This is a genomic window from Arthrobacter sp. 210 2, assembly GCF_059093025.1.
In genome coordinates this window covers 1-20,032 of record NZ_JBNHIE010000011.1, presented here as the reverse complement: position 1 = coordinate 20,032, position 20,032 = coordinate 1, and the positions used below count along the sequence as shown (strand labels likewise).

At 66.6% G+C, this 20,032-nt stretch carries 20 protein-coding genes; 9 read left to right on the top strand and 11 right to left on the bottom strand.

The genetic code is table 11. The features are described from left to right. Window positions 1-70: 70 nt before the first annotated feature. Window positions 71-1,270 (bottom strand): TerC family protein, encoded by a 1,200-nt coding sequence (locus tag AC5RWA_RS17960; RefSeq protein WP_494058546.1) that lies wholly within the window; start codon window positions 1,268-1,270, stop codon window positions 71-73. A 37-nt stretch (window positions 1,271-1,307) separates the two neighbouring features. Next, a complete protein-coding gene (locus tag AC5RWA_RS17955; RefSeq protein ID WP_494058545.1) occupies window positions 1,308-2,987 on the bottom strand; it encodes a RecQ family ATP-dependent DNA helicase in 1,680 nt (559 codons plus the stop codon). A gap of 186 nt (window positions 2,988-3,173) precedes the next feature. Between AC5RWA_RS17955 and AC5RWA_RS17950 the strand changes: the two genes are divergently transcribed. Next, window positions 3,174-5,501 carry an FdhF/YdeP family oxidoreductase gene (locus tag AC5RWA_RS17950; protein ID WP_494058544.1) on the top strand — a complete coding sequence of 776 codons (2,328 nt, stop codon included), beginning with the start codon at window positions 3,174-3,176 and terminating at the stop codon, window positions 5,499-5,501. Window positions 5,502-5,606: 105 nt separating this feature from the next. On the opposite strand, the gene AC5RWA_RS17945 is transcribed toward AC5RWA_RS17950, so the two are convergent. Further along, on the bottom strand, window positions 5,607-5,936 hold the full coding sequence (locus AC5RWA_RS17945) for a DUF6457 domain-containing protein (protein WP_494058543.1): 330 nt from the start codon (window positions 5,934-5,936) through the stop codon (window positions 5,607-5,609). A 165-nt stretch (window positions 5,937-6,101) separates the two neighbouring features. Here AC5RWA_RS17945 and AC5RWA_RS17940 point away from each other — a divergent pair, with 165 nt between their 5' ends. The 4 genes from AC5RWA_RS17940 (at window position 6,102) to AC5RWA_RS17925 (ending at window position 9,277) form a co-directional block, all read left to right on the top strand. Continuing rightward, a complete protein-coding gene (locus AC5RWA_RS17940; protein WP_494058542.1) occupies window positions 6,102-6,452 on the top strand; it encodes a GNAT family N-acetyltransferase in 351 nt (116 codons plus the stop codon). Between the two features lie 231 nt (window positions 6,453-6,683). Beyond that, entirely contained in the window at window positions 6,684-7,589 is a 906-nt protein-coding gene (locus tag AC5RWA_RS17935) for a serine hydrolase (RefSeq protein ID WP_494058541.1), read from the top strand. A gap of 55 nt (window positions 7,590-7,644) precedes the next feature. After that, on the top strand, window positions 7,645-9,006 hold the full coding sequence (locus tag AC5RWA_RS17930; RefSeq protein ID WP_494058540.1) for an MFS transporter: 1,362 nt from the start codon (window positions 7,645-7,647) through the stop codon (window positions 9,004-9,006). A gap of 55 nt (window positions 9,007-9,061) precedes the next feature. After that, window positions 9,062-9,277 (top strand): hypothetical protein, encoded by a 216-nt coding sequence (locus AC5RWA_RS17925; RefSeq protein WP_494058539.1) that lies wholly within the window; start codon window positions 9,062-9,064, stop codon window positions 9,275-9,277. Between the two features lie 134 nt (window positions 9,278-9,411). Here AC5RWA_RS17925 and AC5RWA_RS17920 read toward each other — a convergent pair whose 3' ends face one another. The 6 genes from AC5RWA_RS17920 to AC5RWA_RS17895 form a co-directional block, all read right to left on the bottom strand. Further along, window positions 9,412-10,164: an ArsR/SmtB family transcription factor gene (locus tag AC5RWA_RS17920; protein ID WP_079599075.1), complete on the bottom strand. Its 753-nt coding sequence runs from the start codon at window positions 10,162-10,164 to the stop codon at window positions 9,412-9,414. Between the two features lie 42 nt (window positions 10,165-10,206). Continuing rightward, complete coding sequence (locus tag AC5RWA_RS17915) at window positions 10,207-11,418, bottom strand: mechanosensitive ion channel family protein (protein ID WP_494058636.1); 1,212 nt, start codon at window positions 11,416-11,418, stop codon at window positions 10,207-10,209. 179 nt (window positions 11,419-11,597) lie between these two features. Then, complete coding sequence (locus tag AC5RWA_RS17910; protein WP_494058538.1) at window positions 11,598-12,464, bottom strand: hypothetical protein; 867 nt, start codon at window positions 12,462-12,464, stop codon at window positions 11,598-11,600. Next, window positions 12,461-13,009 carry an RNA polymerase sigma factor gene (locus AC5RWA_RS17905; RefSeq protein ID WP_079599072.1) on the bottom strand — a complete coding sequence of 183 codons (549 nt, stop codon included), beginning with the start codon at window positions 13,007-13,009 and terminating at the stop codon, window positions 12,461-12,463. Before AC5RWA_RS17905 ends, AC5RWA_RS17910 begins: the two co-directional genes overlap by 4 nt. 100 nt (window positions 13,010-13,109) lie before the next feature. Then, window positions 13,110-13,796: a hypothetical protein gene (locus tag AC5RWA_RS17900; RefSeq protein WP_494058537.1), complete on the bottom strand. Its 687-nt coding sequence runs from the start codon at window positions 13,794-13,796 to the stop codon at window positions 13,110-13,112. 165 nt (window positions 13,797-13,961) lie between these two features. Next, entirely contained in the window at window positions 13,962-15,194 is a 1,233-nt protein-coding gene (locus tag AC5RWA_RS17895) for an MFS transporter (protein WP_494058536.1), read from the bottom strand. Window positions 15,195-15,464: 270 nt separating this feature from the next. Between AC5RWA_RS17895 and AC5RWA_RS17890 the strand changes: the two genes are divergently transcribed. The 3 genes from AC5RWA_RS17890 (at window position 15,465) to AC5RWA_RS17880 (ending at window position 17,321) form a co-directional block, all read left to right on the top strand. Further along, a complete protein-coding gene (locus AC5RWA_RS17890; RefSeq protein ID WP_494058535.1) occupies window positions 15,465-16,397 on the top strand; it encodes a 2-hydroxyacid dehydrogenase in 933 nt (310 codons plus the stop codon). A gap of 103 nt (window positions 16,398-16,500) precedes the next feature. Then, the gene (locus tag AC5RWA_RS17885; RefSeq protein ID WP_494058534.1) at window positions 16,501-16,968 is read left to right on the top strand and encodes an SRPBCC family protein; all 468 of its coding nucleotides are present in this window, start codon (window positions 16,501-16,503) and stop codon (window positions 16,966-16,968) included. Window positions 16,969-16,976: 8 nt separating this feature from the next. Beyond that, the gene (locus tag AC5RWA_RS17880) at window positions 16,977-17,321 is read left to right on the top strand and encodes an iron chaperone (protein ID WP_494058533.1); all 345 of its coding nucleotides are present in this window, start codon (window positions 16,977-16,979) and stop codon (window positions 17,319-17,321) included. A gap of 105 nt (window positions 17,322-17,426) precedes the next feature. On the opposite strand, the gene AC5RWA_RS17875 is transcribed toward AC5RWA_RS17880, so the two are convergent. Then, window positions 17,427-18,686: an MFS transporter gene (locus AC5RWA_RS17875; RefSeq protein ID WP_494058532.1), complete on the bottom strand. Its 1,260-nt coding sequence runs from the start codon at window positions 18,684-18,686 to the stop codon at window positions 17,427-17,429. Then, a complete protein-coding gene (locus tag AC5RWA_RS17870; RefSeq protein WP_115524291.1) occupies window positions 18,683-19,141 on the bottom strand; it encodes a MarR family winged helix-turn-helix transcriptional regulator in 459 nt (152 codons plus the stop codon). Before AC5RWA_RS17870 ends, AC5RWA_RS17875 begins: the two co-directional genes overlap by 4 nt. 147 nt (window positions 19,142-19,288) lie before the next feature. Here AC5RWA_RS17870 and AC5RWA_RS17865 point away from each other — a divergent pair, with 147 nt between their 5' ends. After that, a complete protein-coding gene (locus tag AC5RWA_RS17865) occupies window positions 19,289-19,555 on the top strand; it encodes a hypothetical protein (protein ID WP_494058531.1) in 267 nt (88 codons plus the stop codon). Window positions 19,556-20,032: the final 477 nt, after the last annotated feature.

Below are 20,032 nucleotides of genomic sequence, written 5' to 3'. Positions count from 1 at the left end.
CATCAGCGGCCTGGGGATGGTTCCCCTGGCCTTGATCCAAACCTAGCAAGAGGGTCTGACAAAGGCCGTCCTAGCCCTTGGCGTCCGCGCGCACCTGGGCTTTGTCGTGCTCCGTGTGGGCGTTCCGCAGCAGCTCCAGGAACTCGGTTTCGTTCCGGATGAGCCGCTTGTACTTCTCGGGCAGCTTGCGGATCTGGTCCTCTTCGCGGCACATCTTGGCGAAGATCTTGTCCCGCTCCACCATGTCCGTCTCGTAGTTGAGGTCCAGGTATTCGATGGCGTGGCGCCGGGCTCCGGACACTGCGTTCTTGGCCTTGCCCTTGGGGCTGAAGATGGACGCCAGGACCGTGACCAGCAGGACGCCCAGGATGACGCTGAGCGAAACCTGGGTGCTCACTTCCACCACGTTGACGTGCTGGCCGTCGTTGATGAACGGGAGGGTGTTTTCGTGCAGGGCATGCAGGATCAGCTTCACGCCGATGAAGCCCAGGATCGCCGCGAGGCCGTATGAGAGGAAGATCAGCCGGTCCAGCAGCCCGTCGATCAGGAAGAACAGCTGCCGCAGGCCCATCAGGGAGAACGCCGTGGCGGTGAACACGATGAACACGTTCTGGGTCAGGCCGAAGATGGCCGGAATGGAGTCCAGGGCAAACAGGATGTCCGTGCCGCCGATGGCCACCATCACCAGGAGCATCGGGGTGAGGACACGTTTGCCATTCTCCATGGTGAAGAGCTTGTCGCCGTCGTAATGGGCCGACGCCGGCAGGTACTTTTTAGCCAGCCGCACCACCAGGCCCTCGGAATCGTCGTCGTGGCTGTTGGGCCGGAGCAGGTTGCCGGCGGTGATGAGCAGGATCAGCCCGAAGATGTAGAACACCCACGCGAAGCTGTTGATCAGCGCGGCGCCCAGGAAGATGAACGCCGTGCGGGCGATCAGCGAGAACACGATGCCGAACAGCAGCACCTTCTGCTGGTCGGCGCGGGGCACCTTGAAGCTGGCCATGATGATCAGGAACACGAAGAGGTTGTCCACGGACAGCGCCTTCTCGGTGATGTAGCCGGCAAAGTACTCCGTGCCCATGGTCGCCCCGCCGAACAGGAACACGCCGAGCCCGAAGAGCACCGCGATTCCCACATAAATCGCGGACCAGATGGCCGATTCCTTCAGCGACGGCGTGTGTGCCTTCCGCACGTGGAAGAAGAAGTCGAAAGCCAGCAGGGCAACAATTCCGGCGACGGTCAGGGTCCAGACAATTGAGGGTACTTCCACGAGGCGGGCCTTTCGTTGGAGTCTCCTCCCAGCCTACCTAAGCCGGCTTGAGGAGTTCATGCTCCACGACGGCGGTCCGGGACAGCGTCTTATACCCCTCCTGCTCGAACAGGACAGTGATCACGTCGTCCTCGTGCCGCATCACCAGCCCCGGGCCCCACTCCTTGTGGACCACGGCTGATTGGAGGGGAAACGGCTCGTCCGCAGCGGCGGAAGCCGCCCCGCCGCCGTCGTGCGCCTTGTCACCCGGCTGCACATCCCGCACCGCATCCTCGGCACAGCCATCGCAGTTGCCGCACGGCTCGGGCAGGTCCTCGCCGAAGTAGCCCAGCAGGAACTGCCGCCGGCAGCCGTCCGTTTCAGCGTAGGCGCGCATCATGGTGAGGCGGGACTGCTCCACGCGCTGCCGGGCCTCGGCGAGTTCGACGGCGCGCTCCACCAGGGCGGGCAGCTTGGCTTTGGAGGGGAGGCGGATGCCGCGCTTGCCTGTGATGACGGCGCCCGCCTCCTCCAGCTGGTTGACCAGTCCCGTGACGCGGCGGACCGGGAACCCGGCCAGCTCGGCCAGGGAGGACTTCGGCGTGGGCGCACCCGCGGCCTTGAGGACCTTCAGCACCGCCAGCAGCCGATCCGGATCCGGGGAACTCGTGCTGAAGAACTTCCGCAGCCCCAGGTCCTCGGCGCGGTAGTGCAGCACGGCCGCCGCCGGCTGGCCGTCACGCCCGGCGCGGCCGATCTCCTGGTAGTAGGCGTCAAGCGACTCGGGAATATCCGCGTGGACCACAAAACGGACGTTGGGCTTGTCGATCCCCATGCCAAAAGCGGTGGTGGCCACCACGACGTCGAGGGCGTCGTCGAGGAACTGCTCGTGGATCCGCTCCCTGTCCCCGGCGGACCGGCCCGCGTGGTACGCCTCCGTCCGCAGCCCTTCCGCGGCGAGCTTTGCGGCGTACTTCTCGGTGTCCTTCCGCGTGGCCGCGTAGAGCAGCCCGTGGCCGTCGCCGGCCAGCCCGGCCACCTGCGCCAGCACGGCCTTCCGCTTGCCCCGGTCTTCCTGGTGGCGGACCACGTCCAGGCTGATGTTGGGCCGGTCGAAGCCCCGGACCAGCACCAGCGGGTCGTCCATGCCCAGCCGCTCCACGATCTCGTCCCGGACGGGCGGGGAGGCGGTGGCGGTGAGGGCGGCCACGGGCGGGTTGCCCAGCCGCTCGCGCACGTTGCCCAGGCTGAGGTAGTCGGGCCGGAAGTCGTGGCCCCAGGAGGACACGCAGTGCGCCTCGTCCACAACGAACAGCGTGATGTCCAGGGCGGCGATGCGGTCCACGGTCTCCTGTTTGGCCAGCTGCTCCGGGGCAAGGAACACGAAGGTGGCCTCCCCGGATTCGACGGCCTGCCACGCGGCCTCCACCTCGGAATCGCTGTGCGAGGAGTTGATGGTGACAGCCGCCTGGTCGCCAAGGTCCCCGGCCAGCCCGTCCTGCTGGTCCTCCTGCAGGGCAATAAGCGGTGAAACCACGACGGCGGGGCGTCCCGTTTCGTTGTGCAGGTGCTGCGCCGCGACCTGGTAGATGGCGGATTTGCCGTAGCCGGTGGGCATCACTGCCAGGACGTCGCGGCCGCCGGCCAAGGCGCTGATGCCGGCCAGCTGGCCGTCCCGCAGGTCCGGCAGGGAGAAGGAAGACGCCGCCAGGGCGGCGAGGGCACGATCGTCGGGCATTAATGGGCTCCGCACAGAAGTTCCTGCGGCCGCTTGCTTCAGCCTTGGGAACCAGCCTAACGCGGGCGGGTGCCGCCGTCGTCATTCCCTTGACTTCCATGACCTGCTGAACAACTGTGGAAGAAATTGGTCCGCCGGCGTGTGCCGTGGCTTGTGGGGACCAGGAACAGCCGAGGAGTGTGCAGCGTGACGCGCAAGAACCCGAAGGTCGAAGAGGCGGACGAGTCCGAACTGGAAGTGACCGGCCATCCAAAAACCTGGGCCGCCGGTGTGCCCGGGGTCTACCACTCGATGCAGCCGGCGCTCAAGCACATGGGCGTGGAGCGCTCGCGGAAGACCCTGCTGGCCTTGAACCAAAAGGACGGATTCGACTGCATGAGCTGCGCGTGGCCGGATCCGGGCCACCGCAAGACGTTCGAGTTCTGCGAAAACGGGGCCAAGGCGGTGACCTGGGAAGCCACTCCCGTGGTCATCGGCCGGGAGTTCTGGGACGAGCACCCCGTCAGCGAGCTGCGGCACCGGTCCGAGTACTGGCTGGGCATGCAGGGCCGCCTGACCGAGCCCGTGTACAAGAAGGCGGGGGAGGACCACTACCGGCCGGTCAGCTGGGAGCAGGCGTTCAGCATCATCGCGGACAAACTCAAGTCCCTCCCTGACCCCAACCAGGCCGCGTTCTACACGAGCGGCAGGACGTCCAACGAGGCCGCCTTCCTCTACCAGCTGTTCATCCGGGCCTACGGCACCAACAACCTGCCGGACTGCTCCAACATGTGCCACGAGTCCTCCGGGTGGGGCATGGGGCAAACCATCGGCGTGGGCAAGGCCACGGTCTCCTATGACGACTTCGCCAAGGCGGACCTGATCATCATCATGGGCCAGAACCCGGGCACCAACCATCCGAGGATGCTCACGGCGCTGGAGGAGGCCAAGGAGGCCGGGGCGAACATCGTCGCCGTGAATCCGCTGCCGGAGGCCGGCCTGATGCGGTACAAGAACCCGCAAAAGGTGAAGGGCATCATCGGGCATGGCACGGACCTGGCGGACCAGTTCCTGCAGGTGCGGATCGGCGGCGACATGGCGCTGCTGCAGGCCGTCTCCAAGCGCGTCCTTGAGGCCGAGGCCGCGAACCCCGGCACGGTGCTGGACCACCAGTTCCTGGCGGAGCACTGCGACGGGCTGGAGGAGCTCAAGGCCCACCTCTCCCGGCTGGATGAAGCCGCTGTCCTCGAGGCCACGGGGCTGCGCACCGAGGAAATCGATGAGCTTGCGGCCCGCTACCTCGCCGCTGACAAGGTGATCATCACCTGGGCCATGGGCATCACGCAGCAGAAGAAGGGCGTGGCCACCATCAAGGAGATCATCAACCTCCTGCTGCTCTGCGGCAACATCGGCAAGCCGGGCGCAGGCGCCTCGCCCATTCGCGGGCACAGCAACGTCCAGGGCGACAGGACCATGGGCATCTGGGAACAGATGCCGCCGGCCTTCCTGGACGCCCTGGGGCGGGAGTTCGATTTTGAACCGCCGCGGGACCACGGGCTGGATGCCGTCCAGACCGTCCGGGCAATGCGCGACGGCGGCATCAAGGCTTTTATCGCCCTCGGCGGCAATTTCGTGGGAGCCATATCGGACACGCACGCCGCCGAAGCAGCGATGGAAAAAACTGAGCTGTCGGTCCAGATCTCCACGAAGCTCAACCACTCACATGGCGTGACCGGGGCGGAGGCACTGATCCTGCCCACCCTGGGCCGGACGGAGATCGACCGGCAGGAATCCGGACCGCAGTTCGTCTCGGTGGAGGACACCGTCTGTGCGGTCCACGCCTCGCACGGCACCGTGGAACCCGTGGCGCCGGGGCTGCTGTCCGAGGTGGCCATCGTCTGCCGGCTCGCCGCCGCCACGCTGGGGGACCGGACGTCGGCGGACTGGGCCGGATTCGAAAAGGACTACGACCTGATCCGGGACCACATCTCCCACGTGGTGAACGGGTGCGAGGACTACAACCGGAAGATCCGGCAGGAGGGCGGGTTCGTCCTGCCCAACGGGCCCCGCGACTCCCGCACGTTCAACACACCCACCGGCAAGGCCATCCTCACGGTCAATGAGCTGGAGCATGTGGAACGGCCCGCGGGAACCCTGATCCTGCAGACCATGCGCTCGCACGACCAGTTCAACACCACCATCTATGGGCACAACGACAGGTACCGCGGCATCAAGAAGGGCCGTGAAGTGGTGTTCGTGAACCCCGCGGACCTCACCGAGCTGGGCCTTGAGGACGGGCAGCACGTGGACATCCACGGGGTGTATTCGGACGGTGTGGACCGGGTGCTGCGGAACTACCGGGTGGTCTCCTACCCGTCCGCCAGGGGGTGCGCCGCGGCGTACTATCCGGAGGCCAACGTCCTGGTGCCGCTGGAAAGCGTGGCGGAGGGAAGCCAGACGCCGGCCTCGAAGGCCGTCATCGTCCGGCTCGAGCGCGTGTCTGTCCTGGAAGAGGAGCCGACGGCGGCGGGCTGAGCCGGACGCTCTGCCGTCCCTTCGTGCAGGAGCCATAACTCCCCGCCTGATGAACTTTTCCCCGTGGCGTCCAGCGGGAATTTGTCCATAAGGCGGGGATTCCTGCTACTGCGCCGTGTCCGCCCAGCCCCGGCTGGCAGGACCGCCGTTGGGGCCGTCGTCGCACAGCTGGAAGGCCACCCGGGCAGCCTTCTCCACTGCAGCGGATGAGGCTTCCCTGGTACCCGCGCTGCCAGTCCCGGCATCCAGCCCGGCGGCGTAGCCCACCAGGAACGTGGTGACCGGTGCCGCGGCGTGGATCACGGAGTCCGCGGACTTCCGGGCCAGATTCAGGAGCAGTTCGTGGTCCACGTCCATGTCCAGGATCTGCAGTGCCTGGGCCAGCCGGTTGCTCCACTGGTCCAGGACCTGTGCTTCGTCGTCGTTGACTGCCATGTTCTCTCCTTCGTCACGGGCCCGGCGGCATAAAAGACATCTTGCCCACCGGGATTCGATATCCAGTGCCCACGACCCTACAAGGCCTGGGAGCCCACGTCAGCAGAAATAGTCCAGGGCTGTTCCGGGTTATCCTGTGCAAGGGCCGCTACAAAGGAGAAGCCATTGAGTGAAATTACCGTCCGCCACAACGCGGAGCGCCAGCGCTTCGAGATCCTCGATGCCGGGAACGTGATTGGCAAGGCGGCGTACAAGGAGTACGACGGCGGCGGCTCACCACAGCGGATTTTCTACCACACGGTGGTCAACGAGGAATACGGCGGCCAGGGCCTGGCGGGCCAGCTGGCCACGGTCGCTTTGGATGACACCGTGGCGGCAGGCGAGGGCATCGTTCCCGTCTGCCCGTTCATCAAGAAGTTCCTCACCAAGCACCCGGAGTATGCCGGCAGCACCGTCCGGGTGGCCCCGACACACCTGGAGTTCCTGGACGCGGCGCTTTCGGCGCGCACCCGCTAACGGTTTTCGACACGCATCCCGGTTTTCGACCCGCGAATTTCCGTGCGCACCCGGTATTTCGGGCGCGTCCGGTGTTTTGCGTGGCGACATGTAGTTTCCGTGTCGCCTTTGGGAGGACGCGGCATCCGGCGGCCTCTCAGGCAGCTCCCAATCTTGGATGATCTAATCAGCATCTGTGTGCACTGGGGCGCGCGGAAAGCTGACCGATTTTGAGTTGTGACAGGAGCACCCATGCCCGTGCACCCAGTGGAGCCCCAAGCTGTGCCGGAAATACGTACCGCCCGCCGCGGACGCAGGAAGCTTGTGCTGCTGATATGTGCCGTTGCGCTGGTTATCGTTGCCACCGTGGTCCTTGCCGTAGTCCGCTCGCAACCCTCTGCCAGTACTGCCGCCCCGGTTCCCACGGTCGCGGCGTCGCCCGTGGCCCAGGCGCCGGACTCCCTCCGCGACAACGTCGAGTCCATCCTCGAGGAGGCCAGTGACTACCGGATCGGGCTGGCACTGGCCGACGTCTCCGGCGATGCCGCCCTGGCGTTCGGTGACAGCGACGTTTTCGCGGCTGCCAGCACCGCGAAGATCATCACCGCTGCGGCCTACTACCACCTGGTGGAAACGGGGGAAGCAAGCCTCGACGAACCCTTGGGCGACTACGACGCCGCCTTCCAGATGGAAGCCATGGTGAACCAGAGCAACAACGACTCATGGCTGCTGCTGATGGACGCCGTGGGCTACCCGCGCCTCATCGACTACGCCGCGTCCATCGGTGTCACCTACGACCCGGAACAGAATCTCCTGACCCCGGCCGACATGGCACTGGTCCTCAAACAGCTGTACGCCGGGGACCTGCTCAACGAGGACAACACCGCCGAGCTCCTCAGCTACATGCAGGACACCAACAATGACGACCTCATCCCCGCAGGCTCCCGGGCCGGGATCGATGTGCACCACAAGTATGGGGAGATCGGCGGGGAACTCCACGACGCCGCGCTCCTGACGTACCGCGGCTCCACCTTCGCGCTGGTGATCTACACCGAGAACCCCGAAGGCACCGAAGAGCCCGAACAGGCAGACGCCATCCGCGATCTCACCCGGGTAGTGCAGGACGCCCTGTTCCCGCTGACGCCGGCCGGAAAGTAGCCGCGCCGGGTCATCAAAGTCGCCGGTGGGCAGCGTCGTGCACCAGACTGTTTCCGTGAGCAACAAACCCCGGACTGGCCTGGCCGTCGCCGGACTCAGCCTGGGCACGGCACTGAACCCCTTGAACTCCTCGATGATCGCCGTGGCGCTGGTGGTCCTCCGCGCCGACTTTGGGCTCGACGTTGCCGCGGTCACCTGGGTGGTCACCTCCTTCTACCTCGCCTCCGCCGCGGGCCAGCCGGTGATGGGCAGGCTCGCCGACCGGTTCGGGCCCCGGCGGATGTTCATGCTCGGTATGGCGCTGGTGGCCCTCACCTGCGCGCTCGCCCCGCTGGCCCCGAACTTTGCCCTGCTCTGCGTGGCGCGGGCGGTGATGGCGCTGGGAACGGCCACCGCGTATCCCAGTGCCGTGGTGATGGTGGGTGCCATTGCCCACCGCGCCGGGGTGGAGGCGGCCCGTCCGCTGGGACGGCTCCAGATGGCCAACACGTCGGCAGCCGCCGTCGGGCCCGTCGTCGGCGGACTGCTCGTAAGCCTGGTGGGCTGGGAGGCGCTCTTCCTCATCAACGTCCCGCTGGCGCTGGCCGCGCTGCTCATCGTGCGGCAGGCGGCCCCGCCGGACGAAGCCCGCGAACGGGGGAGCGTTGCGGACCTGCTGCGGGACTCTGACATTCCCGGGATCCTGGCGTTCGTCGCCGCACTCCTGCTGGTGATGATGGCCGCGCTCAACGTCACACCGGACTACCGCTGGTGGATGCTGGCCGCTGGCACCGGAATTGCCGTGCTGTTCGCCTGGCGGGAGCTGCGGTTCAACCGGCCGTTCCTGGACCTGCGGCTGCTGGGGCGGAACAGGCCGCTGATGCTGGTGTACCTGGGCTTCGCGGTCTTCAGCAGCGTCTACTACTTTGTGTTCTTCGGCCTGCCCCAGCTGCTGCAGGAAGCCGGCGGCTATAACCCCGGCGTGGTGGGCCTGCTGATGCTACCGCTCGCCGCCATGTCCGTGGTGGCCACGCCATGGGCCGTCCGCGCGATGGGACGGTTCGGGGTGCGGCGCGTGCTGCTCGCCGGCGTCGTCCTGCTGACCGCGGTGGCCGCCCTGATGTGGCTGTTGACCGGGTCGCTGGCCATCCCGCTGGTGGTGGTGCTGACCGCGCTGATGGGGATCCCATACGGAACGGTGGGCATCGCCTCCAATCAGGGGATGTTCGTCTCCACCCGCCCGCAGGAACGCGGCGTCGCGGCGGGCATTTACCAGACCTGCCGGTATGTCGGTGCCATCACAGCCACCGTGATGATCGGCGTCTTTGCCAGCGGCGGTGTGGACCAGGGAAGCTGGGCGCGGATGGTCCTGGCCATGCTGGTCCTGTGCGTTGTGACGCTTGGCGTGAGTCTGCTGTGGCGGCAGCACGAACAGTAGCTTCATCGTCCGGCCGCCCCGGACAGGGGGCAGCCGGCGGGTTTATCGTGGAGGTATGGGCAACCCGAAGGTGCAGCTGTACCTCGATATCACCGCGAAAGGCCTGTGCCTGCTGGGCGTGGCGGTGATGATCTTTGGCCAGGGCGGCTGGTTCTACGTGGGCGTCGCCACGGTGGTGCTGGGTGTGCTGTTCATCGGCGGCTCGCTGGTGGCCACCCGCAACCTGCGGCACCGGGGTTGGGACGGCCGGAACCGGCCGTCAGCCGGATAGCCGCCCGCCCCCGTACCAGCTGCTAGGCCTGGCCTCGAAAACACCTCATCGATTGCTCCGCAAACGCCGTTTTGACACCCCCAAACGGCAATTACGGAGCAATCGATGGGGATTGCGAATCGGGGGCACCGGAGTCAGGTGTACATCAGCGAGCCGGGCGTGGTCAGCTTCTCGCCGGTCTCAAGCCACGTCTTGAGGCCGGAGAGGATCATGGGCCAGCCACCGTAGAGCTGCTCGTTGGCGCCTTCGCGGAGGTCGCTGTGGGTGACGGTGAGGCGGCAGGAGTCGCCCACGGGTTCGATGTCCCAGGTGATTTTCGATGTGCCTTCGGCCTTGACGTCCTCACCCCACAGGGCGCGCATGGTCTGGACGAGCCGGCGCGGCGGGTCCACTTCCAGGTTTTCACCTTCGCCCAGGGGTGCGCCGGCCTTGACGTTGTTCATGGTGAAGCTGCTGCCCGGGGTCCAGTCCGTTTCGATGGTGTTCCCGAACTGGTACTTGCTGCGGATGTTGCTGTCCGTAATGGCTTCCCAGAGCCGTTCCGGAGTGGTCTTGATGTAGATTTCGAAGATCTTTTCCATGGGACTTTCCAATCTGGATTTGAGGTCGCTGAGGCCAGCGGCCCATGGTTCTGCGTATTTGCTGACCCAGCGGTCGTGGACCAGCCGGATGGGTACCGGGTTCAGGAAGTGCAGTTTTTCCCGCCCCCGACGGCGGGTCACCACCAGGCCTGCATCCTCCAGAAGGCGGAGGTGCTTGGCGATCCCGAACCGGGTCATGTCGAAACGTGCCTCGAGTGCACTCAGGGTCTGGCCGTCCTCGCGGAACAGCTCATCGAGCAGGTCCCGCCGGGTGGGGTCGGAGAGTGCCTTGAACACGTCATCCATGCTTCCCATGATAGGTGACCATATAGTCACATATCAAGGGTTTTAGTTTCTGGATGCCAGGTTCTTGTCCCGGTCCTCAAACACCTCGTCGCCGGGGCCTGTGAAGGCGCGGGAACGCTCCACGGCCTCGATGGAGCCGGTGAAGAGCTGGGATTCGTGGGGGTCGGCAGGCGGCCGGGCACCGCTGGCGGCGGGCGAACCCAGCCCGCGCAGGGGTGCCTTGCGCTGGACGGAGGCGCCGGCGTCGGACGCCGTGTGTTCCCAGCGCTGGTGGGGCAGGGCCTGCGGGTGGCCCTGCTGCAGGAAGGTGACCATGGCCTCGCGGATGAGGCAGCGCAGGTCGAAGAGCGCGGCGCTGTCCGCGGCGCTGACCAGGATCCGGACCCGTACGAAGCCTCCGGTGGCGTCGGTGATCTGCAGGACGCCCACGCGCTCGTCCCACAGTTCGGTGCCGGCCAGGACGCGGCGCAGCTCGGCGCGCATGTCCTCCACCGGGGCACGCCAGTCGAGGTCGAACTCCACCGTGCCCATCACCTCGGACTGCCGGCGGGTCCAGTTCTCGAACGGGGTGGTGGTGAAGTACGTCGAGGGCAGGATCAGGCGGCGGTCGTCCCAGATGTGGACCACCACGTAGGTGAGGGTGATTTCCTCGATCCGGCCCCATTCCTTCTGGACCACCACCACGTCGTCCACGCGGATGGCGTCCGTAAAGGCGAGCTGCATCCCGGCGAACACGTTCACCAGGGATGTCTGCGCCGCCAGGCCCGCGACGATCGAGATGACGCCGGCGGACGCGAGCAAGCCGGCACCCAACGCCTGGATGGCCGGGAACGTCAGCATGACCGAGCCGACGGCGAGCACCACCACCAGGGCCGCTCCGATCCGCCGGGCCAGGATCATCTGGGTGCGCAGCCGCCGGGCCCGCCGGTTGTCCGCCACGTCCACGCTGTGCCGGTTCAGCACCACCGCTTCCACGATCAGCAGCACGGCAATGGCCAGCCAGGCGAGGGAACCGATGAGGGCTATCAGCAGCAGATGGTCGACGGCGGCATGCCAGCTTTCGGCGGAGGCCGTCAGCCCCAGCGCTGCGCGGACGCCGATCAGGCAGAGCGCCAGCCGCAGGGGCTGGCGCGCCACCCGTGATGTTGCCTGCAGTTCGGGGCGGTTGCGATTCAGCCGGAGGACCAGCTTGCGCAGCAGCCAGGACAGAACCAGTCCTGCGGCCACCGCCAGGGTCACGGCGATGAAGGGCATGGCGGGATGAAGTAGGTCTAGCATCCTTTAACGTCTATCAAGACGCTGCGGACTGCTGAAATCTTCGGCGGCGGTGGCGTGTCAGCCCGATCCGACGGTTCCCTGCGCCGCTGATGTTGCCGGACGTCAAGTGTGCGGGGATCCGTCCAAACGGGAAGCGAATCAGGCCATCGCGCGGATCAGCGGGCTGGCGTCCTCTTGCCAGCACCCTCTGCCTGGTCAGCTGGGTTGGGCGCCCCCTGCCCGTTAACCGCCGCCTTTCCAGCCTTCCCGGCTTCCGTTACGCCGGCCGATGGCTGCCCTGCCCACGGCGGCACCGCGGCCGGCCGGGAGGCAGGCGGTACGGCAGGCTCCTTCCCGCTTTGTGGAATCTCGGCAGGAGCCACCGTCCCGCCATCGGCGGGCGATGCCCAGCCAGGGACACGTGGTGCCCCAGCCGGGTCCTGCCCTTTGCCCGCAGGCGGCTCCTTGGCAGGAGCCGGGGCCGAATCAGGAGCAGGTGCGGGCGCCGGGACAGCGGGAACGGTCACCACGGGTGGCGCCGTTACAGCAGGAGAAGGGACGACGGCGGGTGTCGGGCCGGGTGCCCCGGATGGGACGGCGGGTGCCGGGGATGCCGGGGCAGGAGGGGAGAAGGACCGGACAATGGTGCTGATGGTTCCTTCAGCCCCGCGCCGCAGGGTGTCATTCCCGGCCGCCGCGCCGCCGGCGATCCCCAGCGACGCCGCCACGGCAAGCGTGGTGAAGGCAACCCGCTTTTTCCTGGACCTGCGGGACCAGTCCTCGAGGCTGACCACGGCACTTGGGTTCACGCTGGCGGGACTCCCGTCCGACGCCCCCGGCCACCCCATCAGCGCGGCAACCTCGGCCGACGGGGGCGGGACTTCGGTAACCCGGAACTCCCTCAGCCGGAGCAACATCTGCCGCAACCCGGCGTCGGCCGCCACGTCAGACTCCGCAAGCAGTTCATCCACATAGCGCTCGTCGTCGAGCCTGCGCGCCTGCTGCTTCGTGTCTTTGCTGGCTACGGGCTCTTTACTGGTCATGACTGCTCTTCTCTCAATGAGGGACGGAGTTTCCGGAGCCGGCAAAGGGCCCGGCGCTGCAGCTGCTTGATGGCTCCGGGAGTCTTGCCCATGATTTCCGCCGTTGTTTCGACGGACAGGTCCGCGACGATCCTCAGCGCGATGACCTCCTGCTGGTCGTGCTGCAGGGTCCCGAGCAGTGCCATCACCTGAGCCGAACCTTCCGCCTCCAGCAATTGGTCCTCAGCCGAATCGCAGCACCGCGGATCGGCGTCGGCGTCGTAGCCGGTGGTGGGAGGAGTCTTCAGCCTGCGCCGGTGCTCATCCACATAGCGGGCGTGGGCGATCGAAAAGGCCAGTGACTTGATGCCCTTCAGGCCGCCGTGCACCTCCGGAAGCTGCGGGTACAGGGCCAGGAAAACTTCCTGGGTCATCCCCTCCGGATCTTCCACGTCGCGTGCACGCAGGTAGTTGAGGATTGCGGGCGAAAACTCGCGGTAGGCATCACAAAAGATGCCCTGGTCGGCCTGACCGGGCGTCGCTGCCTCATGTTTGACCTTGTGCATCCGCCCCCCTGCGGCAGATGCCCTTGCGGGCACCGTGGGGATGGCTCCGGGCCGGGACAAGCAATTTGTCCCGGCGCCGGATGCCGTTCCTGCTGACAGGCTACCGCTGTCCGCCGCCGGGGTGGGCGGCGGAGTTCTTGGCTGCGTTGTTGGACTGCTGTCCAGCGCCGTTGGAGCCGGCCGCCGGGCCGTGGCGCTGGCCCTTTGCCGGCTGCTCCTTCACCTGCTGCTGTTCCACCGGCTCCTCGACGGCATCGCCCTCAGGGGTTTCTCCGGTGCCGTCCGCCTCGTCCTCCGGAGCGGAAACAGTGGCGCAGTACGAGACGATGCCGCTCTCACCGCCGGCAGCCTCCGCCAATGCTGCGTACGCGGTGGAGGTGGAGTTCAGGCCGCCGTTGGAGTAGGCGTTGCAGAGGCCCACCGCTGCCGGGCCAGTGGCGTCGGGTCCCACTGGAACAGAGGTGGGAGACTCGTCCGGCTCCTCAGTCTCTGTGGGGGACGGGCTCGGCGAAGCCGTTTCAGTTTCCGTTGGAGTAGGCTCCGGGGACTCTGTTTCGGTGGCTGTGGGGCTGGGCTCCGGAGCGTCGGTTTCGGTTGCCGTGGGGCTGGGCTCCGGAGACGCCGTCTCCGTGACTGTGGGGCTCGGCAACGGTGATTCGGCCACCACTCCAGGACTGTCGGAGTGCGATTCTGCGATAGCCGCGACACCCGTACCGCCCACCACCAATGCTCCTGCGGCGAGCACGGTTACTGCGAGCTTGTTGCCGGAATATGTGAAGAAAGACATCTGATCCTCCGTTGACGAATTTTATGGATTGCGATCAACTTGCGGTTTTCCCCCCGCACCTTATGAATCGAAATTCGGGTCATGAAGGTTACGGGTTGACGAGAATCTTTTGACTAATTTGTCACTTCTTCGGTCAAGACGTTCCGCCTGGAGCTGTGCCTGGGGTTAGTTCACCGGCTCCTTCACGGGCCGCGGCTCCAGCCAGACCCGCTCCCGCGGACCCGGCGGGTACGCGTACTTCTTGCCCGCCAGGGTGATCACCAGCGCGGCGACAACCGGCAAGGCAGCCGCAACGGGGACCAGCAGCGCCCCGCCGGTCACCAGCGCAGCCGAGCCGTACAGTGCACCGATGGTGATGCCCAGCTGGATGGTGAGCACGGTGAGGCCGTTGGCTGCCTCCCGGTATTCCCCGCCCGCGCGCAGGATGGCGGACTGGTTGTAAATGCCGATCGCGCCCAGGCCCGCACCCCAGACCGTCATCAGCGCCAGCGCCACCGGAAGGTTGCCCACTGCGAGAGGCAACAGGAACATCGACAGGGCGATGGCCGCCGTCGTGATCAGCAACGAACGGCGCGGATGCGAATCCACCGTGAGGCCCGCCACCCAGATGCCCAGCAGGCCGGAGGCACCCAGCACGGTGAGGGAGAAGCTGATGGCGTAGTCGGGCAGCGCCGCTTCGCGGATGAACGGAGCGATGTAGGTGAACAGTGCGAAGTGGGCCAGGACCAGCAGCGGCCAGGCGATGGCCACCGACTTGACGCCCGGCTCGGCGATCGCCCGGCGAAGCGACGGGCGGACGGCGTCGGAAATGCGCTGCACCCGCGGCAGGAGGAAAAACGCCAGGACCGTCAGGAGCAGCCCGAAACCGGCCAGCACCAGGAACGCCGCGCGCCAGCCGAGCAACCCGCCCAGTGCCGTACCTACGGGCGCGCCGATGGCCAGGCCCAGGCTGTTGCCGCTGAACACGATCGCCAGGGCTTTGCCCACCTTGTTCGGCGGGACCACCCTGGTGACGAACGGGGCCATGGTGGTCCACAGCAGCCCGTGCGCCAGACCGCCCACCAGCCGGGCGATCATCGCCGTCGTAAAGTCCGGTGCGAGCCCCACCCAGGCGTTGCTGACCGCGAATGTCAGGACAAGGCTAACCAGGAGTGCATGCCGGGGAATCCGGGCCAGCAGTCGGGCAGCCGGAACCACCGTCACCACAATGACGGCGGCGTAGGCGGCAGCCAGGTAACCGGCCACCGGCTCGGACACGTTCAGGCCGGCGCTGATCTGCGGCAGCAGCCCGGACGGGAGGAGCTCGGTGGTGATGGCGGTGAAGGCGATGGTGGCCAAAACAACCATCGCGGCGTACGGGAAACGGGCAGGCGCCGGCGCGGAAATCGCGGAAGACATGGGGAAGGAATCCATTCAAGGGGGAGGGTTGGAACGCCGCTCGCTGGCCGGACAATTCCTCCGTTAAATTTACAGGATCGGAGGGCCTGTCACACACATGACAAGCCCTCCCCGCGTCCGCAGAGTGGGCAAGGCAACCGTCCCCTGCAGGGCACAAAGTACGTTTGGTAGCGGAAGTAATTGCCGGTGGCGAAAAGGCCCGGCTTCGCAGCCAAGGGAAGGCGACATGGACGTTTTTGGACCCGCACTGGACATGATTATGGTGGCGGCGTGACCGGCCGGCTGCGGGTGTGCCTGCCCGACCAGAAACTGCTGGACGCGCTGGAGCCCATGGACGGCGTCGACTTTGTCCTCTGGGACCTCACCGGCCCGGCACCCAAGGGCCGGCTCGACCTGCTGGTTCCGGGCTATATGGGAAAGACGACGACGCTGGCCGCGCTCGAGGGCGTGGACGTCGGGCTGGTCCAGAGCCAGTCGATCGGGTACGACGGCGTCGCGGACGTCCTGCCCGACGGTTGCGTTTTCGCCAACGCGGCGGGGGTCCACGAGACATCGACGGCGGAGCTTGCGTTGGGCATGATGATCGCCAGCCAGCGGGGAATCCCGGACTTCGTCCGGAACCAGGCCAGCGGAACGTGGGACAACACCCAGCGGCCCAGCCTGGCCGACCGGCGCGTGCTGCTCGTGGGCTACGGGGGAGTGGGCAAGGCCATCGAGGCGCGGCTGCTGCCCTTCGAAGCCGAGGTGACGCGGATGGCCAGCCGGGAGCGCGAAGACTCCAACGGGACGATTCACGGGATCGATGCGCTGTACGAGCAGCTGCCGCTCCACGAGATTGTGGTGGTCAGCGTTCCCTTGAGCGAAGAGACCCAGCAGCTGGTGGACGCGAAGTTCCTGGCCGCGATGCCGGACGGTGCCCTGCTGGTGAACGTGGCCCGCGGGCCGGTCGCTGATACCGAGGCGCTGCTGGCCGAGACCTCCACCGGCCGGCTCCGTGCAGCCCTGGACGTCACGGACCCGGAGCCGCTGCCGGCAGGCCACCCGCTGTGGACCACCCCCGGCGTGCTGATCACCCCGCACGTGGGCGGTGCCAGCTCCGCCATGTTCCCGCGGATGGTCCGGCTTATCCGGAAACAGATCGGGCTGCTGCTTGAGGGCAAGGACCCGGTGAACGTGGTGCTCGGGGATTCGTCCTCCAGCTGACAGCAACGCGGAGTCACTCCTTGCCCAAACTTGAGTGATTATTGGGCGAAAAGTGACCCCGCGTTGCCTGTTCAGGGGTGGCCCCGGCTCCTAAGCTGGGGCCATGTCCACTTATGAAGTCCGCCGCAGCGCGGTCATTCCTGCCTCTGCCGAAGAGATCTTTCCGCTGGTCAACAGCTTCCACGAGTGGACGGCCTGGTCCCCCTGGGAGAACGTGGACCCCGGCATGAGCCGGCGGTACTTCGGCGCCGACGCGGGCGTGGGGGCGGGCTATGAATGGAGCGGCAACCGCAAGGCCGGAAGCGGAACCATGGAGATCGTGGAGTCCGTGCCGGCACACGAGGTCAAGGTCCGGCTGCAGTTCACCAAACCCTTCAAAGCGCTGAACCCCACGTCGTTCACCTTTACTCCGGCGCCGGGCGGCACGGAAGTCACGTGGCGGATGACCGGCGAGAACAAGGGTGCGGCCAAGCTGTTCGCCCTCTTCATGAACATGGACAAGCTGGTGGGCTCGGACTTCGAACGCGGGCTCAAATCCCTGGCCTCCGCAGTGGCCGCCAAAAAGAGCTGAGCCTGGCCGTGGGCGTCATTGACGATTCGCTGGCAGACCTGCCCGAGCCGGACCGCGGCTGCCTGCAGCACGTGGTGGGCATCGCCCGGGCGGTGGCTCCGGACACTACGGAGGGGATGAGTTACGGCATGCCCGCCCTGAAGCTGGACGGAAAGCCCCTGGTGGGAGTGGTTGCCGCCGCCAAGCACCTCTCGATCTTCCCGTTCTCGCCCGCCGTCGTGGAGGCGGTTGCACACCGGCTCGAGGGCTTCTCCCTGTCCAAGGGAACCATCCGTTTTACGGCCGCGCACCCCTTGCCGGACGACGTCGTGGAGGAGATCGTCCGGCTGCGGACGGCGGAGATCAGGAAGTAGTTAACGTTCGACGGCGGCACACGCCACTCGGAGCAAGCCCCGCCTAAGGTGCCGAGAGGGCGGACGTCCGGCCGCCGTCGTCGTACGTTCCTTGGATGGCGGGCCTTAGACGGCGGGCTCGCGCTTCCCCTTGAACGCGACCCGGAGGGCGCCGCGGAAGGTCAGCCGGCTCCGCCGGCTGACCACGATGACGGCGGCCAGCCCGGTGAGCAGGACCACGATGCCGCCGAACGCTACGGCCCAGCGCGCCCCGAACTCACTGCCGATCCAGCCCATCAGGGGCGCACCCACGGCGGTTCCGCCCTGCAGGATGGCCAGGTACAGGGCCAGCACGCGGCCGCGGAACTGCGGTTCCACCGAGAGCTGGATGCTGGTGTTGCAGCTGTTGAGGAACGTGATGGACGCCAGGCCCACCGGGATCAGCACGGCGGCGTAGAGCCAGAACGACGGCGAGACGCTGCCCAGCACCGTGAAGGCACCGAGGCCCAGCGCGCCGCCCAGGAGGAACCGCAGCCGCGGGCCCGCCCGCCGCGCCGCGAGGAGGGCGCCGGCCAGAGTGCCGACGGCCATGATGGAACCGAGGAGGCCGAACTCGCCAGCCCCGACGCCGAATTCCGTGGTGGCCATCAGCGCGTTGGTGATGGGAAAGTTCATGCCGAACGCGCCGAGGATGCCCACCAGGACCATGATCAGCATCAGGTCGGGGCGGCCCCGCACGTAGTTGATGCCCTCGGCCACCTGGTGTTTGCCGCGCCCGGCCTGGGCGGCGGGAGCCAGTTCGGAGGTCCGGATAAGGAACAGCGAGATGATGACCGCGGCGTAACTGGCCGCGTTGAGCAGGAAGACCGGGCCGGTGCCCACCCAGGCGATGAGGACGCCGGCGATGGCAGGGCCGGTGAGCCGGGCGGTGTTGAAGGACGCGGAGTTCAGCGCGACGGCGTTGGAGATGTTGTCCTGTCCCACCAGTTCGGAGACGAAGGCCTGCCGCGCCGGGGCATCGATGGCACTTGCGATGCCCAGGCAGAGGGCGGCCAGGTAGGCGTGCCACAGCTCGGCGGTGCCGGTGACCACCAGGAGTCCGATGGCCAGCCCGGTCAGGCCCATGGCCAGCTGGGTCCAGAGCAGGATGATGCGTTTGCGGTAACGGTCGGCCAGCACGCCGCCGTAGGGGCCAAGCAGCAGCATGGGCAGGAACTGCAGGCCGGTGGTGATGCCGACGGCGGCCCCGTCGTGGTTGGTGAGGACGGTCAGGACCAGCCAGTCCTGGGCGATCCGCTGCATCCAGGTGCCGATGTTGGACACCAGTGCGCCGCCGGCCCAGATCCGGTAGTTGCGGTTTTCGAGGGCGCGGAACATGGCGCTCATCGGCCGCTCATCTCCTGCATGATGTGGGCGGCGCGGCTGAGGATGGCACGGTCTTCCTCGCTGAGGCGTGCCACGCGCTGGGCCAGCCAGGCGGTCCGCTGGCTGCGGGCTTCGGCCAGGACGTCCTTGCCGGCGGCAGTGATATCCACCTGGACCTGGCGGCCGTCGTCCGGATGCGCGGACCGGGTGACAAAGCCCTGGTCGGCGAGGGCGTTGACGATGCGGGTCATGGACGGGGCCTGCACGTGCTCGCTTTCGGCAAGTGCGCGCAGGGTCCTGGGACCGTCGCTGTTCAGGACGGCCAGCACTGTGTATTGGCCGGGGGTGATAACTTCACCTGTTGCCTCAACGCGGAGCCGGCGGGATGTGCGCATCACGGCGGTGCGGAGGTCGATGGCCAGGGTGTCCGGCGTGACGGGTTCTGCTGGCGGATTCTTCGTTGTGGTGGCGGTCATGGGTGCGGGTGCGCCTCCTGGCGATAATGCTTAGCACTGCTAATTAGTTCTGCTAACGATTATGCTCCCGCGGTGGCGGGTCGGCAACCGGTTCCGGGGTAATGCGATGTACGCGACACTGGAAGACCCGAACGAAAGCAGGACCCTTTGATCACTCTCAAGCAGGACGCGGACGGCTTCATCCGCATGAGCCGGCACTATCCCGCCAGCGTCCGCATCAGGATCGAGTTCACCGATGGCAGCACAGGTGAGTTCTCCGGCCGCACCCTCAACGAGGCCTACGACGCCGCGCTCGCGGAATTCCGTGCGGGGAACAACCACGACGCAAAGGGCTATGACCGGACGCCGGCTGCCCGGAAAGCCTCGGGCAACAGGATTGATTTCGTACCTGTGCATCCCGGGCTGGGGGAGTAGGCGCAGCAGGACCGCATGCTGTGCTGCAGCACACAAAGGTTAATTACGACGGCGGGTGGCTGCCAGGGTGGGCCTGCGGGCCGTCCAGCCCCGTCATTCCGCGGGATTTGAGCTCCCTGGGCGGCGATTTGCGGTGGGGTTGTGGGGCGTGTATTGTTTTCTGAGTCGCCGCCGCTGATGCGGAAAGATAGCGGCCAACCCCCCTTGATGAACGGCCTGAAAATGGTTCGCTTTTGAGCGTGCCGGTTTTGGGTGGGGATGGTTTTCCTGCCGGCGTGGATCCTGGAACATGGATTTGCGTCGGGGTGGAAGATCGGGTAAGTTTGGAAAGTTGCTCCGGAGCGAGCCGCTGCCTTGAAAGTGGTTGTGGTGGTGCCGGGTGTGTCTGTTGTTTGAGAACTCAATAGTGTGCCAAGTTTGTTGATACCGATTTGTTTTTATGGATTGGTTGAATTTGCCGGGCCTGCCGCCCCTGTG